Raw genomic sequence first — 15,536 nt, 5'->3', positions numbered from 1 at the left:
TATGAAACAATATTTTGACAGAAATAATAAATATTCAAGTAAATCAAAAATTTCCAAGAAATGGATTTATGCTGCTGCCGTCACAGGTGTTTTAATCACTGGTGCTAAAGCAGCGCAAAATACTGACAATGGTTCTATTGACGCTAAGGCTGCATCAAAGACTACAACTGTTAAGAAGTATCCTCAAACAATTACAGTTCATGTCGTTGACCAATATGGTACTGATTTTACAGTTACAGGTTGGACTGTAGATCTTAACAGTGATAAGAAAAGCTATAACTTACAAAGTGTTATTTCCAGGCTAAACGGATTGAATTCTCAGTTTGATACAAGCAGTATCAATCAAGAGATTAGTAATCCTTCAATTGATGGAACCCAAGGTAGTTACACTTTTATGGTTAAAAATATAACAAGAGAACAACAATCCGCTGCTGCAGCTCAAAAATCTCAAGCAGCACAACAAAACAGCGCTTCAAGTTCACAAAGTAGTGCATCAAGCAGCTCATCAGCTCAAAGCAGCGCATCAAGTGCTTCATCAGACCAAAGTAGTTCATCAAATAGCAACAGCGGTGTAACAACTCCAGTCACTGCTAATACAAATAAGCAAGTAACAGTAACAGTTCATAGTAAATACAATAATAATGATGCTGCAGCATTCTACATTAATCCAAATGGGAGAAGTTCTGTAAAATTGTCTGACAACACTCCAGAATCTACTTTGGGTGGCCAATCTATTTTACAATTCTTAACGGGTTCATGGAACGCAGATGCAAGTAGTCTACCTGATACAATTGATCTAACTCAGCCAACTGTTGACTTTACCGACTCACATAAGTTATACAACAAGACTATTAAATTTGTTGATAATGATGGTAACGGAAACGTAGTATCAAGTACTGTACTTCAAGGTGCCGATGACCATGAAATGAATATCCAATCTGCAATTAATGCATTTAAACAAGCATCACCAAATGCAGTTGTTGATTCAAAGTCAGATATCTACTCATACTACGTAAATGGAATTGTTCCTAAAGGTGTTAACTCTGAAAAAGAGGGTCAAGTATACACATTCAATGTTTACTATCCAAAGGTATTGACCATCGTTGATGACAACAACAAACCTACTGGACAATCAGCTAAATTAATTAGTAAGTCCTCAACAATGAGTTCGGATAGTCTTAAATCGCTTTTGACTGGTCAAGGGTTCCAACTTGTAAATCCTGATGACGTTTCAGGAAATGTAGATTTCACTAACGGTGTTGGTTACAACATCAAGTTAATCAAGAACTCTTTACCAATTTCATTTGTTGATCAACATGGAAACGTTGTTTACTCAACTAACTTACCTTCTTCAGCAATTAACCAACCGGTTTCAATTAAGGATGCTTTGGACACTGTAACCAATAAGGGTGTTACTCCAGATTCAAGTAACTCAATCGTTAAAAACCAAGCTGTTCCTGCATTTTACAAGGATCAATCAGTTAAGATTAACGTTACTGCTCCAGTTTCAAACTTAAAAATTAACTTTGTTGATAAGAGTACTGGTAAGATTGTTGACTCACTTCAAAAAGATAACGTGACAGATTTTGACAACATCTCAATCGCTGACAAGATTAACTCATTAAAGAGCCAAAACTACGCTCCAGAACTTTCAGAATTATCAAGTCAATTCAACTCACAAACTTACGATAACTTCCAAGCACAATACGTGTTAAACCCAGCTATTCAAGATGATGGTAATGGTAACCATGTTGCTACTATCTACGTTGATAGCACAGTTGCAACACCAGCCAACACGAACAAGACTGGTGAAGGCTACGCAATGAAGTTCAAGGATGCTAACGGCAACCCAATCTCATTAACTGTTAACAGTGCTAACCCAACAATTGCTCCAAAGGAACTACAAAAGGCTTTAGCAGATCAAGGTTACACACTATCACAAGATGATATTAACAAGTTGGGGGACACTCCAGTTGATTTGACTAAGAACAATGGTGACACTGGTTTGACAATTGCTCCTAACACTACTTCAAACAACGTATATCCTAAGACCGTTAGTTTTACTGACGCTCATGGAAATGCTAAGACTGCTACTGTAAACATCAAGAGTGACAGTCCAACTATGAACATTAACGATTTAGCTAAAGCTTTAGCAGACCAAGGATACACTTTGACAGATGCTGAAAAAGCTAAATTAGGTCAAAACGCTAACTTAGGTTCAACTGACCCAATTGAAGTTACTCCAAATGCTGACGCATCAACAACTAAGAGTTACCCACAATCATTAACTTACACTGATGGAAATGGCCAAACTCATGATGTATCAGTAAGCATCAACAGTAAGACCCCAACAATGCCTAAAGATGACTACGTTAAGGCATTAGAAGACAAGGGCTACACACTAACTGATGACCAAAAGAACAAGTTATCAGATCCAGTAGACTTGAGTGCAAGTACTATTCCATTAGTAATTGCCAACCCTAATGCACAAACTAGTTACACTCAAACACTAAAGGATGACAAGGGTAACGACGTAACTGTTCACATTAACAGTGAAAAACAACAAATCAGTGCTGACGATTACAAAAAACAACTAGCAGCACAAGGTGTTACTTTATCAGCAGATTCTGATAAAGCTATTGGTAACAACCCAGTTGATTTAAGTGATGAAAAACCAGATTATACAGTAACTACTTCAGCAGATGCTAACAAAGCAACTGCATATCCACAAACTGTAAATGTAAAACAAGCAGACGGTAGCTACAAGCCAACAACTGTTTCAATTACAAGTGCTACTCCAACAATGAGTAAGGACGACTATGTTAAGGCATTAAATGCTTTAGGCTATGATGTTCAAAATAGTGAAAACATTCCAGCAACTGTTGATCTTACAAACGCTAACAACGCATACAAGGTAAACCAACCAACTGATGCACCAACTAGTTACCAACAAACTGTTGTGCTTCCTGATGGTACAAAGGCTAAGGTTAACATTAACTCTAAGTCATCAACTGTCGATAAAGACGACCTTGCTAAGGAATTGGCAGACCAAGGTTACGCTTTATCTGATAACACTGATGTTACTTACCCACTTGATTTAACTAAGGACAACTCAATTAATGTAAAACCAAATGCACAAGCTGTTACTAACTACCCACAAACTGTGAAGGTAGCAAATGAAGATGGAACATTCACTAACAAGACTGTATTCGTTCCTTCAGCTAACGATACACTTTCAGCATCAGAATATGTAAAGGCAATGCTAGACAATGGTTACACTGTTGCTAACCCATCAGCATTAAGCGACCCACTAAGTGTTGCAGTTGATAACGTTAACCCAGTGGTTATTCCAAATGCTTCTGCTCATGCTGTCAAACTAAACGTTAAACAAAGTGATGGTACTACTAAGGAAATCACTGTAAATGTTGGTTCACAAAATTCATACCTAAACAAGTCTGACTTTGTTAATGATGTTTCAGCACAAGGTTACACAATTTCAGATATGGATTCACTACCAGCATCAGTTGACCTAAGTGCTGGCAAGACTTACGATGCTACACCAAACGCATCAAGCTACACTAACACACTAAACAGTAGTGATGGTACTAAGTCAGCAGTAGTTAAACATGACACTCCACTTATCACTAAGCAAGATTTAATCAAGCAATTAAAGGATCAAGGACTAGAAGTTTCTGATACTGGTAAGTTAAATGATGTATTGAACTTAACTAACTCAGATGACATGAAGAAGGTTGCTTCATTAATTGAAGGTTTCACAACTTACAAGATGAACGTCGGTGTTGTTGGTACTGGTGACACTATTTCAGTGAGCGGTAACAGCAAGACTATCTCAAAACAAGACTTCATCAACAAGGTTGAAGCAGATGGTTACAAGCTAATGAACCCAGATGCTTTGAAGGATACCCTAGACTTGACTAACCCAGACGACTTCAAGGGACTAATCATTGCTAAGGCCGGAAACGTTGATGGCAATAGGGATGAAAGCAACACTAGCTACTCACAAGACGCTAAGGTTTCCGGTTTAAACGATAGTGTTAAGGTTGAAAGTAAAAACAAGACTATGACAAAAGACGAATTTGTTAAGTACTTGGATGCTAAGGGCTACAAACCAGCTGACGAATCAAAACTACCAGATACAATCGACCTAACTAAGCCACTTAATGACATCGAACTAGTATCAAACAAGGATCAATCAGCAAACAACAAGGATGCTGAAAAGAACCAAGCAGCACAAACTTACGCACAAGATGCAAAGGTTGCCGGTTCAAACGATACTGTTAAGGTTGAAAGCTCAAACAAGACTATGACAAAAGACGAATTTGTTAAGTATTTGAACAACAAGGGCTACAAGGTAGCAGACGAATCAAAACTACCAGAAACAATTGATTTAACTAAGCCATTAAGTGACATCGAACTTGTATCAAACAAGGATCAATCAGCAAGCAACATTAATGCTGATAAGAACCAAGTATCAAACAACAACGATGCTGACAAGAATCAAGCAGCACAAACTTACGCACAAGACGTTAAGGTTGCTGGCTCAAACGATGCTGTTAAGGTAGAAAGTGCAAACAAGACTATGACAAAAGACGAATTTGTTAAGTACTTGGCTGCCAAAGGCTACAAGGTAGCAGACGAATCAAAACTATCAGCAACAATTGATTTAACTAAGCCATTAAGTGACATCGAACTTGTATCAAACAAGGATCAATCAGTAAGCAACACTGATGCTGATAAGAACCAAGTATCAAACAACAACGATGCAGACAAGAACCAAGCAAACAAAGTTTACGTTCAAAACGTTAAGGTTGCTGGATCAAACAAGACTATTAAGGTAGAAAGCTCAAAGAAGACAATGACTAAGGCAGAATTTGTTAAGTACTTGGCTTCTAAGGGTTACAAGGTAGCAGACGAATCACAATTACCATCAACAATTGACTTAACTAAGTCACTTGGCGATATCAAGGTTGTCGCTAAGAAGGCTGCTTCTAAGAAGACTACTAAGACATCACACAAAGAAACTGAAAAGAATGCTTCAGCTAAGGAAGTAAACGGTCATCTTGGCCAAGTTACTGACAAGAAAGAAGCAGGTAAGTTACCTCAAACTGGTGATGAAACTAACCAACGTAACTTATTCGGTTTCGGTCTAATCTCAATGGTATTAGGATTCATCATGGCAATCTTTGGATTAAGAAGAAAGAACAAGTAACATTAAAAAAAGAAGACTCAAACGAGTCTTCTTTTTTGTATATAAAATGCGGTTTTGTAACATTTTTATTACTTATAAAATGCTGAAATTTAAAAAAAGTTTAATTATGAGAAAATTTATTAAAGACTTTTTAGAATAACGGGTGTAAAGTGTACTTCAAGAGGAGAGAAGTACTTAATGTTAGAAACACTATTTTTTATCTTTTTTTTAGGTCTATGTTGCACACACTACTATGTTAGATTTGGAAAACACTTCGTATTAGCAGGGTTAATAATCCCTTTGATTGTTGTACTTCTAACCGTAATATTAACGATTAATATACACCGATACACGATCATCATCTACGGACAAGGATTCTTAAATATTTTAGAATCAATTTTAGTCGTTAATCAGGTTAGACTTAGATTCGAAGGGGAATAAAAAAGACATCTTACGCAGCGTTGTAAGATGTCTTTTTTGAATGAATTCATGGATAAATGTATGTTGTAATTATAATAGAACATTTGTTCGTATAATGCAAATGTTTTACATCGAAAATTTTGAGCCTTATCATTTGACTTAAAGTGCACTTTATATGGAATAATTGTACTTATCGAAAATATGGGAGGCTTCAATTATGAAAAGTGCAGTATTTATTGAACCTGGTAAGGTCGAAGTGCAAGATGTCGACATGCCAAAGATTGAAAAAGATGACGACGTTATCCTAAAGGTAGTTCGTACCTGTGTCTGTGGATCAGACCTATGGTCATACCGTGGATTAGACGAATACAAAAAGAAAACTTACAACAATGGTCACGAAGCATTGGGTGTTGTTGAAACTGTCGGTAAGGACATCACTACTTTACAACCTGGTGATTTCGTAATCGTACCATTTACTCACGGTTGTGGTCACTGTGCTGCTTGTTTAGCTGGTTACGATGGAAGTTGTCTAAACCATTCAGATAACTTTACCCAAAGTGCCCAAGCTGAATACCTAAGAGCTCAACACGGTGAATGGTCACTAGTTAAGGTTCCTGGTAAACCAGAAGACTACAGTGATGAAATGTTAGATTCACTATTAGCTCTATCAGATGTTATGGCTACTGGATACCATGCAGCTCGTACTGCTGATGTGCAAAAAGGTGACACTGCCGTAGTTATCGGTGATGGTGCCGTTGGTCTATGTGGTGTAATTTCTGCAAAACTACGTGGTGCAAAACAAATCATCGCAATGAGTAGACACGAAGACAGACAAAAGCTAGCCAAGGAATTTGGTGCTACCGACATCATCGCTGAACGTGGTGACGAAGCTGTGAAGAAGGTTATGGAACTAACTCACGGCAACGGTGCAGATGCTGTCTTAGAATGTGTTGGTACTGAACTATCAACTCAAACTGCTTTAGATGTTGCTCGTCCGGGTGCTAAAGTTGGTCGTGTTGGTTTACCACACTCAGGTAATTTAGATGTTGTGACTCCATTCGGTAAGAACATTGCACTTGCTGGTGGTATCGCTTCAGTTACTACTTACGACAGACAAGAACTATTGGATGCCGTATTATCTGGTGCCATTCACCCAGGTAAAGTTTTCACTGGTAAATACAAACTAGAAGACATTAACCAAGCATACAAAGACATGGCTGAAAGAAACACTATCAAGGCTACTGTTGTTAATGATTAATATTTAAAAGATCGACTGATGTCGGTCTTTTTTTATTCCTTCATAATTTGAATTAGAAAATCATTAGGTATTTTTAATTGACTTATCATAATTAAACGTTTAGTATACGATATAATCGTTAGAAAATATATCGGAGGAGGAGACACAAATGGATAACTTTATGAACATGTACATGTGCGATTGTTGTAAACCGGCGGCTTCTCCTCTGGTTATTTAATCGCGTCGTGATACATACGATTAATCTGAGAAGAGCTGCTGACCTATAGTGATGGGATCAGCGGCTTTTTTGTTTGGAGGAGAGAATATACATCACATCATAATACTTAGGAAGTGAAATGAATAATGGATTTAGATGAGTCAAAAAAGATTACTAAATTTGAGACGTTCGCATTAGCCGTTGCCGCTGTTGCCCCAACTGGTTCAATTGCGTTCAATGCCGTGCCAGCAGTTCCATTCGCTGGAATTAACGTACCGATTGCATTCTTACTTGGTGCGATTGGATTATTATTTGTTGGAATTAGTTTCGCCGAATTATCAAAACATATCTCAGATGTTGGTTCAGTATATGCATACAACCAACAAGCTTTAGGTGAACGACTAGGATTAGTCAGTGGGTGGACTTTGACGTTTGCCTACGTTAACTTGGCCGTCTCATGTATGGCTGCCAATGCTAACTTTGCCCACGTATTTTTTGCTCAGTTAGGATTTAACTTTAACGATACGATTATTGCTTATGTATTATTGATTGCTGCTGCATTAGTTCTTACCTTTGGTTTGAAACTTACCAGTAAATCAGCAATTGCGATTGAATTCTTAGCGATTGCGATCCTAGTCGTATTGACCATTATCATCTTTGCCAAGGGTGGTCGTGATGGAATCAGTGCCCAACCATTCGTCCCAACTCACAGTAGTGTATCTGGAATTGGTCAAGGAATGGTATTTGCCATCCTATCATTCTGTGGTTTTGAAGGTGTTACCACTGTAGCTGTTAGAACAAAGAATCCAAAACGTTCAGTGCCATTATCTATTATTGTTACAATTATTTTTGCTGGAATTTTCTTTGTTATCGCAAGTTACATGCAAGTTATCGGATTTGGTATTCATCACGTTTCGGACTTCGCGCGTTCTTCATCACCATTGAATGACCTTTCATTGATGTACATGGGTCGCCCAATGGCGCTTATCATGGACTTTGCCATCCTAATCAGTAGCTTTGGCTCAGTCCTTGGTATCATGAATGCTGGTGCATATATGATTTATGCAATGGGTGTTAAGAAGTATTTACCAAAATACTTCGGTGAATTTAACGAAAAACTAAACAGTCCAACTCGTGCTATCTGGTTACTAACTTTAATCATGGCAGTAGCATACCTGATTTTTGGTGTTCCTTATGGTCCTAAAGTAATCTATGCAAATTCATCAACACTTGGTGTCTTAAGTATGTTGACCGTATATGCTTTGGCCTGTGTCGGAACAATTCTATACTTCAACAAACACAGAGATACCATCAAGCGTTCATTTATCAAACATATCTTGATTCCAGTTCTTGGAATTTTAGTGTTAGTTTACCCAATGTGGACTAACCTATACCCAATCCCGGATTTCCCTGGAAACCTATATCCATACGCAGTCATTCTATGGATCGTTATCGGATTGGTAGTATATGCAATTAAGAAGAGAAGAAAACAAGACTAAACAAAAAGACGTCACTTATGTGGCGTCTTTTTTTATCTGATGTGAAATTTATCTATGATATATAAGATCAAATTCATAACTTGTAGGGAGATTCCCATCGCAATTAAAGGTAAGTTGGTGTTTAGATTATTGAAGTCTGCATAGATTCCCCATCCTGCAAAACCAAATATGAAGACAAAACTGGATATAAAAAATATCTTAACCGGTAAGCTTCGATTCCAATTACGAAATGGTAAATCATAGTCTATGTTTAATAATCTGGATTCCTTCATAAAATGATCACAAGCTAAACGAAGAAGGAAAACACCCAAAAGGAAGAATAGTGATGAATAGTTTTTAAGGATTACGACCAGTAATACTGCTAAGTAAAACAATGCATTAATTACGTATTTTAATTCTACAAAGTTATCTTGTACCTTGTCCTTTTGTAGATATTCTTTTAGTCCTGAATCCTCGTTTAAAAGGGTGTCTAGTGAAATTTGATAGAGATCACTAATTTTCACTAGGCTCTTGATGTCTGGATAGCTGTTTTCGTTTTCCCAACTTGAGATGGTTTTTCGAGAAACATGTAAGTGTTTTGCGACATCTTCTTGGGTCATATTTTTGATTTTACGTTGTTCTTTGATACGTTCACCAAATTGCATTATGTATCGTCTCTTTTCTCTTAAGATAATGACTTTATTTTATATAAAAAATACTATTTTTGGTAGCCAAGTTTCTTGGACATGTTGATATATCAACGTTTTAAAAGAAAAATATTTTTGTACAAAATATATCGACTAGTAAATACAACAATGGGATAATGGGACGTGAATAAAGGGGGAGGTGTTTTTCATGACTGACAATTTAGAACATCGAATGTTTTTAGGCAGGGTCGTTACAAGTGACGATTTCTCGACTGACAAATCATTGGTTCAGGTTGGTGGTATTTGGTATCGTTATGATTTATCCGACAATTCTACCTATGATGATCAAGCGCAATACTCGGTCGTGAATAACACAGGTAATACTCTTCATTTACAAAAAATTAAGTGAGGTATTTGTTATGCCATTTGGAGTTAAAGTCATTCGTCAAAATAACGAAGGATTAGTTGAAACATTAGGAAAGTACAGCCACACTTTAAGTTCTGGTTTGCACTTCTACATTCCATTAATTCAACGCGTTAGAACCGTTAGTCTTGCAATGCAACCTAAGTTATTACCAAAGTATTCATTGATTACTAAGGATAATGCTGAAGTATTAGGTAGTGTCAGTCTGAACTACCACGTGACTGAACCCGTTAAGTACCAATACGAAAATACCGATTCAGTAATGTCCATGGTCCAATTAGTTCGTGGTCATTTAAGAGATATCATCGGTCGTATGGATTTAAACGAAGTATTGGGTTCTACTAAGGAAATCAATAAAGAACTAGCCGATGCAATCGGTGATTTAACCGATATCTATGGAATTAACGTTGATCGTATTAACATCGATGAATTAACTCCAAGTAAGGCCATTCAAGAAGCCATGAACACTCAACTTACTGCTGACCGTGAACGCCAAGCTGAAATTTCACGTGCTGAAGGGGATGCCAAGTCAGTTGAATTACGTACAAAGGCGCAAAACGAAGCTCTAGTTGCGACTGCTGAAGCTAATGCTCAAGCTACCAAGACTAAGGCCGATGCTGAAAAGTACAGAATCGACAAGATTCAAGAAGCTTTGCAAGGTGCAGATGATAAGTACTTCAATGCTCAAAGCATCGAAGCATTCAGTAATCTAGCTAATTCAGACACCAACATGGTGGTTGTACCAAATGATGGTGCAGACTCATACGGTCAAATGACTACTTTTGCAAAACTACTAAAGCAAAACAACGAAAAGAAAGAAACTAAAGAATAATAAAAAGGACCTGACAAACGTCAGGTCCTTTATTTATCATTTTTAATACCGTTTTTCTTCTTGTGTCGATCGTCACCGTATCCCCAGATACATAGGGTTCCAAAGAAGACAAGAAATACCATTGCGAAGTCATGGAAGGAATAACTCTTTGAAGCAACCATTAAGAAAATGGTTAAGATATCAATTATTAGTGGTAGAATTCCACCAACCCAAAAGTACTTAGTATCGGTTAGTACGTACACCTCTAGTAGGTAAAGTGCAGCAAGGACTAGTAGAAAAATAATGAATCCCATTTCGTTTTCACATCCGTTCTTAGTTAAAACATTACCTAGACATGATATATCAAATTTAAAAAGAACTCAATTTGCCGAAGTATTTAAGATTATCTGATTTTTTACGGATGAATCGGTTAGAATTCTACAATTGACAATGAATAATAAAAAAAGGCCTGACAAACGTCAGGTCTTTTATTTTAGTATTCGATTGTACGTCCAGCCATCCATTTAATCATCTTTGGATCATGGTGATCAAAGAATTGGCTTTGATTGGTATCTAGTGTCTTGATTTGTTCCATATCTTCGTCTGATAGTTCGAAGTCTAAGACATCGATGTTTTGTTGCATTCTTTCTGGCTTAACTGACTTGGCCAAAGGGATGATATCTCTTTGGTACAACCATCTAAGCACAATTTGAGCGACAGACTTGTTGTACTTGTCACCGATTGATTGAAGTAATTCATTCTTGAATAGGTCATGTTGACCTTCGGCGAAAGGAGCCCATGCTTCGATTTGGACACCATAGTCTTGCATGTATTGAACCTTTTCAATATTTTGGCAGAATGGGTTCACTTCGATTTGAGCAACCATTGGTTTGATGTCATTGAATTCAGATAGGTTAGTAATTTGAGCATTGTCGAAGTTGGAAACACCAATTGACTTAACTAATCCTTTTTCATAAGCGGCTTCCATTGCTTTCCATGCCCCAAACACATCGTTGTATGGTTGGTGAATTAACAATAGGTCTAGGTAGTCTAGTTGAAGGCGGTCAAGTGAATCTTGGATTGCACTAGGTGCCTTTGTGGCAGTCACATCATGCACCCATAGTTTTGAAGTGATGAATAGGTCTTCGCGTTTGACGATACCTTCTTCAATCACTGCTTTGATTCCTTCACCGACTTCGCGTTCATTTCCGTAACTAGCGGCGGTGTCGATTAAACGGTAACCGGTTTTGATGGCGTCAAAGACAGCTTGTTTGGCAGCACCTTGATTAGGTACTTGGAAAACACCAAAACCGAGGGTAGGGATAGTAACGTTGTTTGCTAAAGTTCTTTTGTTCATACTTATTCTCCTTTGTTTTCGTCTTTTTGATTCATTACGTGTTCTTCGAAATGGTCGATTTTAAAGGTTAGATAATCGACAGTCTCTTGTCGTTTGGCAATCTCAGCTAATAATTCCTTGCGTTGTTCGATTAATAGCTCCTTACGACGATCTAAATCATCAATGTCTTTTAGATATAGATGAACGAATTCCAGCAATCTTTCAATCGACATACCAGCATTGCGCAATGCCTTGATGTAATATACCCAGTTGGCGTCTCGCTCTGAGTAATCACGATAGCCACTCGCATTTCTTTTGACAGGAGGAAGTAGGCCAATTTTCTCCCAGTAACGAAGGGTATCCTTTGATATACCTAGTTTCTTGCTGACTTCATTAATGTTCATATGATTACCTCCAGACTTGATTATTGAAAAGTATAAACCTTGGAGTTAACTCCAATGCAAGAAAAAACAAAAAAAGTTATCACTTTTTTTGTGATAACTTTTTATTTGTTACGGAAATAATAGATGATGATAACAATTTCAAGCAAAACTGAAATTAAAATTCCTGGAATTAAATTATTGATAACTAAGGATAAGGTATACATCGCAATCAAGATAATAGCAAAAATTATTTCACCAGTTTTATTTACATGAAAGATTTCTTGGAAGATATTGAATTTTTTAAATCCAATCTTTTCAGTGAAATTATTAAAAGAATTCATAATCCAAAGGAATGACAAGGTTAGTATCGATAAAATAATCTGATAGTTGTCTGTAAAAACATGGTGGTGAAAGCTAATAAGATTCAACAAAATTATAATAATGTCGAAAGAATAAGTGGTACAGCGTAGACCAACCAAATTTTTGCGTAAATCATTTTTTTCGATGAATTCCTTCATCCCGCTGTCTTCCTTTAGCATCGTGTCTAATGAAATATCGTACATATCACTTAGAGCAGTTAGACTCTTAATGTCAGGATAGCTTTTTTCATTTTCCCAACTTGAGATGGTCTGACGAGAAACATTGAGTTTTGCTGCTACATCGTCTTGAGTTAAGTTTTTAATTTTGCGTTGTTGTTTTAAACGATCACCAAATTTCATTTTTTATCGTTTCCTTTCGTTTGATTCATTACCAGTATTATATAAAAGTTTATTCAAAATAGTTAGCTAAGTTTCTTTGCAACGTTGATATAGCAACAAAAAAAGCATCCATTCAGGATGCCTTTTTTCTATTTATGAATTACTTTTTTGCAGACTTTAATCATCGATTGAATTTGTTTTTCAGTATCCCAGTTGTCTGATGGAAACTTGAATTCAAGCACTGTTGATACCAACAATTGTCCGCTAATGGTTCTGAATAATTCTTCAGCAGAAACATCGTCGGCAACACTGTCATCTTGTTTCATTAACTCGTTAGCCTTGTCGATGACAAAGGATAGTTTTGGTAACATGATTTTTTCAAGTTGATCCTTTAACTCATCATCAATCAATAATTGGCTGACCATGATACTAATCATTTGATGGTTTTCTTCAATGAAGTGGAAACGATCGGTAATAATGTATTCAATCATTTCATCAATTGTGAAGGTGTGGTGACTCACTGATTCAACAAATTGTTGACTGAAACTTGGTGCCAGGGTGTTAATAATCGGGGTGATGATGGTGTCTAGTAATTCTTTTTTGTTTTTAAAGTGTTTGAATACAGTGGCTTCACTTAAATCGCAATCTTTGGCGATAGATGAAGTCGAAGTTGATTGATATCCATTCTGTGAGAATAGCTTTATAGCGGACTTTAATACCTTACGTTTACCGTTTGGCATCTTGCTATTTTCAAGCCAATCATTAAAACTGGTGTAATTAGATTGTTCCATTGATTATACCTTTCTGTAACGTTTTAATCCGATAATGTTTACGGAAGTCAAAACGACAATGAATAATATGATTACTACCAAGTCTATACCAATCCCGGTGAATGTAAAGCCTCTCATCATGACATTGCTAATTGCTTCTGATGCGTACTTGATTGGGAAGATAAATGATAATGCCTTTGCCCAAGTATCAAGAGAATCTAGTGGAATTAGTCCTGAGAAGAAGATTTGTGGAATTACCACTAGTGGGATGAATTGCATTAGTTGGAATTCTGATTTAACGAAAGTTGATAGAAGTAGACCAGCTGCAATTGCGACTAGTGATAGTAGGAATGTGGTTAATAGAATTAGCCAAATGGATCCAACAACTTCGATGTTTAATACCTTGATGGTAAATAATACGATTAGCACAGTTTGAAATACCGCCATTAAACCGTAGCTTAGTGAGTATCCAAAGATGATTTCAGATCTCTTAACTGGGGTAGCTAGTAGGCGGTCCAATGTACCAGAAGTTCTTTCTTTTAGAAGGGCCATTCCAGAAGTTAGGAACACGAAGAAGAAGACAAAGAATGCCATTAGAGTAGGCATCATCTTATCGAAGAAGTTAGTCTTGCTGCTACCGTACTTGTATTCGTTGGATAGGTGAATCTTAGGTTGAGCTTGTTTTACTGGTGAAACCTTGGATAGTGCAGAAGACATGTTCTTGATGCTTGATTGAGTCAATGCAGATGATAATGCAGCTTTTGTCATGCTAGTCTTTGAAGCATCAATGTTAGCGTGAACCATCTTGTAGTCATTATTTTTGTATACGATAAAGGAATCGATGTGGTCATCGTGCAATGCGTTTTCGGCATCTTTTTCTGACTTGTATTCTTTAATATTGACGTTCTTAACCTTAGTAAGGTTAGTTTCAACTTGTTGAGAGACATTCACAGTACCGATGTTGATGTCTGTATTGTTGTATGACTTAAAAACGTATGACATCAATGCCATCACAATGATAGGTACGATAAAAATCATTGCTAGTGTTTTCTTATCACGGAAAATTTCTTTTAATATACGACTTGAGATTGATAGTGTCTTCATTACATATCACCTTCGGCTTTCATAAATACATTTTCAATGCTATCTACATCATATTGTTGTTTTAGGTTACTTGGAGTGTCGTCTGCAATGATGTTTCCATCAATTAGCAAAGCAACACGATCGGTTAGTTCTGCTTCATCCATAACGTGGGTAGTTACTAGAATAGAGCAACCTTTGTCCCTTAGCTTACCAAGTTCAGTCCAGATGTTTTTTCTAAGGGCAGGGTCAATTCCAACGGTTGGTTCGTCTAGAATTAGTAGTTGGGGATTACCTAACAAAGCGATTGCTAATGATAATCTTCGTTTCATACCACCAGAGAAGTTATCGACCTTTTTATCTAATTGATCTTTTAAGTCAACGACTTGAGATACGCGGTCAATTTCACTTGCTAAATCTTCCTTCTTAACTTCACGCATCTTGGCAAAGAAAATTAGATTTTCTCTTGCTGATAGGGAACTGTATAGTGAATCTGATTGAGCCATGTAGCCCATCTTGTTTAGAATTTTACGGTTAGGCATGTGAATGCCGAACACTTCGGAGTTACCGCTGTCGGCCTTTTCCATTCCTAGGGTTAACTTGATAATGGTAGATTTTCCGGCTCCGGAAGGCCCGATTAGGCCAACGATTTGCCCGTAATCGACTTCAAATGATACGTCGTTTAAAACGACTTGTTGTCCGTATTTTTTCTTTAAATTGTTAATTGAGATGATTTTTTCTGTCATAATAATGCCTCCTAATAATTAGGTGAGTGAGTACTAACTTACTTAACGGAAATTATTCTATATCAGGTAATTTAAAAAAG

At 36.9% G+C, this 15,536-nt stretch carries 13 protein-coding genes; 5 read left to right on the top strand and 8 right to left on the bottom strand.

What is annotated here, in order from left to right; all coding sequences use genetic code 11:
* Position 1 precedes the first annotated feature (1 nt).
* The 3 genes from KTJ72_RS05125 (at position 2) to KTJ72_RS05115 (ending at position 8,582) form a co-directional block, all read left to right on the top strand.
* Positions 2–5,230: an LPXTG cell wall anchor domain-containing protein gene (locus tag KTJ72_RS05125; RefSeq protein ID WP_217304279.1), complete on the top strand. Its 5,229-nt coding sequence runs from the start codon at positions 2–4 to the stop codon at positions 5,228–5,230.
* A 616-nt stretch (positions 5,231–5,846) separates the two neighbouring features.
* Entirely contained in the window at positions 5,847–6,887 is a 1,041-nt protein-coding gene (locus KTJ72_RS05120) for a zinc-dependent alcohol dehydrogenase family protein (RefSeq protein WP_094750641.1), read from the top strand.
* Positions 6,888–7,229: 342 nt separating this feature from the next.
* Positions 7,230–8,582, top strand: a complete 1,353-nt coding sequence (locus KTJ72_RS05115; RefSeq protein ID WP_217304278.1) for an APC family permease — start codon at positions 7,230–7,232, stop codon at positions 8,580–8,582.
* 32 nt (positions 8,583–8,614) lie between these two features.
* Here the strand turns inward: KTJ72_RS05115 and KTJ72_RS05110 are convergent, their stop codons facing one another.
* Complete coding sequence (locus tag KTJ72_RS05110) at positions 8,615–9,226, bottom strand: helix-turn-helix domain-containing protein (protein ID WP_217304277.1); 612 nt, start codon at positions 9,224–9,226, stop codon at positions 8,615–8,617.
* Between the two features lie 190 nt (positions 9,227–9,416).
* On the opposite strand from KTJ72_RS05110, the gene KTJ72_RS05105 reads away from it, so the two are divergent.
* Together KTJ72_RS05105 and KTJ72_RS05100 are read left to right on the top strand one after the other, a co-directional pair.
* A complete protein-coding gene (locus KTJ72_RS05105) occupies positions 9,417–9,617 on the top strand; it encodes a hypothetical protein (protein WP_053796181.1) in 201 nt (66 codons plus the stop codon).
* Positions 9,618–9,627: 10 nt separating this feature from the next.
* Entirely contained in the window at positions 9,628–10,464 is an 837-nt protein-coding gene (locus KTJ72_RS05100) for an SPFH domain-containing protein (RefSeq protein ID WP_034530737.1), read from the top strand.
* 29 nt (positions 10,465–10,493) lie between these two features.
* Here KTJ72_RS05100 and KTJ72_RS05095 read toward each other — a convergent pair whose 3' ends face one another.
* From KTJ72_RS05095 to KTJ72_RS05065, 7 genes are all read right to left on the bottom strand, one after another.
* Positions 10,494–10,757, bottom strand: coding sequence for a hypothetical protein (locus tag KTJ72_RS05095; RefSeq protein WP_217304276.1), 264 nt, complete (start codon positions 10,755–10,757; stop codon positions 10,494–10,496).
* A gap of 179 nt (positions 10,758–10,936) precedes the next feature.
* On the bottom strand, positions 10,937–11,800 hold the full coding sequence (locus tag KTJ72_RS05090) for an aldo/keto reductase (protein ID WP_217304275.1): 864 nt from the start codon (positions 11,798–11,800) through the stop codon (positions 10,937–10,939).
* A gap of 2 nt (positions 11,801–11,802) precedes the next feature.
* Positions 11,803–12,183 (bottom strand): MerR family transcriptional regulator, encoded by a 381-nt coding sequence (locus tag KTJ72_RS05085; protein WP_057197326.1) that lies wholly within the window; start codon positions 12,181–12,183, stop codon positions 11,803–11,805.
* A 101-nt stretch (positions 12,184–12,284) separates the two neighbouring features.
* Complete coding sequence (locus KTJ72_RS05080; protein WP_217304274.1) at positions 12,285–12,881, bottom strand: helix-turn-helix domain-containing protein; 597 nt, start codon at positions 12,879–12,881, stop codon at positions 12,285–12,287.
* A 128-nt stretch (positions 12,882–13,009) separates the two neighbouring features.
* Complete coding sequence (locus KTJ72_RS05075; RefSeq protein WP_217304273.1) at positions 13,010–13,651, bottom strand: TetR/AcrR family transcriptional regulator; 642 nt, start codon at positions 13,649–13,651, stop codon at positions 13,010–13,012.
* Between the two features lie 3 nt (positions 13,652–13,654).
* The gene (locus KTJ72_RS05070; RefSeq protein ID WP_217304272.1) at positions 13,655–14,734 is read right to left on the bottom strand and encodes an ABC transporter permease; all 1,080 of its coding nucleotides are present in this window, start codon (positions 14,732–14,734) and stop codon (positions 13,655–13,657) included.
* Entirely contained in the window at positions 14,734–15,456 is a 723-nt protein-coding gene (locus KTJ72_RS05065; RefSeq protein ID WP_217304271.1) for an ABC transporter ATP-binding protein, read from the bottom strand. Before KTJ72_RS05065 ends, KTJ72_RS05070 begins: the two co-directional genes overlap by 1 nt.
* Positions 15,457–15,536: the final 80 nt, after the last annotated feature.

It is taken from the genome of Apilactobacillus waqarii (genome assembly GCF_019061205.1).
Classification (GTDB): domain Bacteria; phylum Bacillota; class Bacilli; order Lactobacillales; family Lactobacillaceae; genus Apilactobacillus; species Apilactobacillus waqarii.
The sequence above is the reverse complement of the archived record's forward strand: the minus strand, read 5'-3'. Positions and strand labels throughout refer to the sequence as shown.

What these genes read in the sequence shown, in the direction of transcription:
- KTJ72_RS05080 (WP_217304274.1), bottom strand. Translation starts at nt 12,881, where the DNA reads ATGAAATTTGGTGATCGTTTAAAACAACAACGCAAAATTAAAAACTTA.
- KTJ72_RS05095 (WP_217304276.1), bottom strand. Translation starts at nt 10,757, where the DNA reads ATGGGATTCATTATTTTTCTACTAGTCCTTGCTGCACTTTACCTACTA.
- KTJ72_RS05110 (WP_217304277.1), bottom strand. Translation starts at nt 9,226, where the DNA reads ATGCAATTTGGTGAACGTATCAAAGAACAACGTAAAATCAAAAATATG.
- KTJ72_RS05120 (WP_094750641.1), top strand. Translation starts at nt 5,847, where the DNA reads ATGAAAAGTGCAGTATTTATTGAACCTGGTAAGGTCGAAGTGCAAGAT.
- KTJ72_RS05085 (WP_057197326.1), bottom strand. Translation starts at nt 12,183, where the DNA reads ATGAACATTAATGAAGTCAGCAAGAAACTAGGTATATCAAAGGATACC.
- KTJ72_RS05070 (WP_217304272.1), bottom strand. Translation starts at nt 14,734, where the DNA reads ATGAAGACACTATCAATCTCAAGTCGTATATTAAAAGAAATTTTCCGT.
- KTJ72_RS05125 (WP_217304279.1), top strand. Translation starts at nt 2, where the DNA reads ATGAAACAATATTTTGACAGAAATAATAAATATTCAAGTAAATCAAAA.
- KTJ72_RS05065 (WP_217304271.1), bottom strand. Translation starts at nt 15,456, where the DNA reads ATGACAGAAAAAATCATCTCAATTAACAATTTAAAGAAAAAATACGGA.
- KTJ72_RS05075 (WP_217304273.1), bottom strand. Translation starts at nt 13,651, where the DNA reads ATGGAACAATCTAATTACACCAGTTTTAATGATTGGCTTGAAAATAGC.
- KTJ72_RS05100 (WP_034530737.1), top strand. Translation starts at nt 9,628, where the DNA reads ATGCCATTTGGAGTTAAAGTCATTCGTCAAAATAACGAAGGATTAGTT.
- KTJ72_RS05090 (WP_217304275.1), bottom strand. Translation starts at nt 11,800, where the DNA reads ATGAACAAAAGAACTTTAGCAAACAACGTTACTATCCCTACCCTCGGT.
- KTJ72_RS05115 (WP_217304278.1), top strand. Translation starts at nt 7,230, where the DNA reads ATGGATTTAGATGAGTCAAAAAAGATTACTAAATTTGAGACGTTCGCA.
- KTJ72_RS05105 (WP_053796181.1), top strand. Translation starts at nt 9,417, where the DNA reads ATGACTGACAATTTAGAACATCGAATGTTTTTAGGCAGGGTCGTTACA.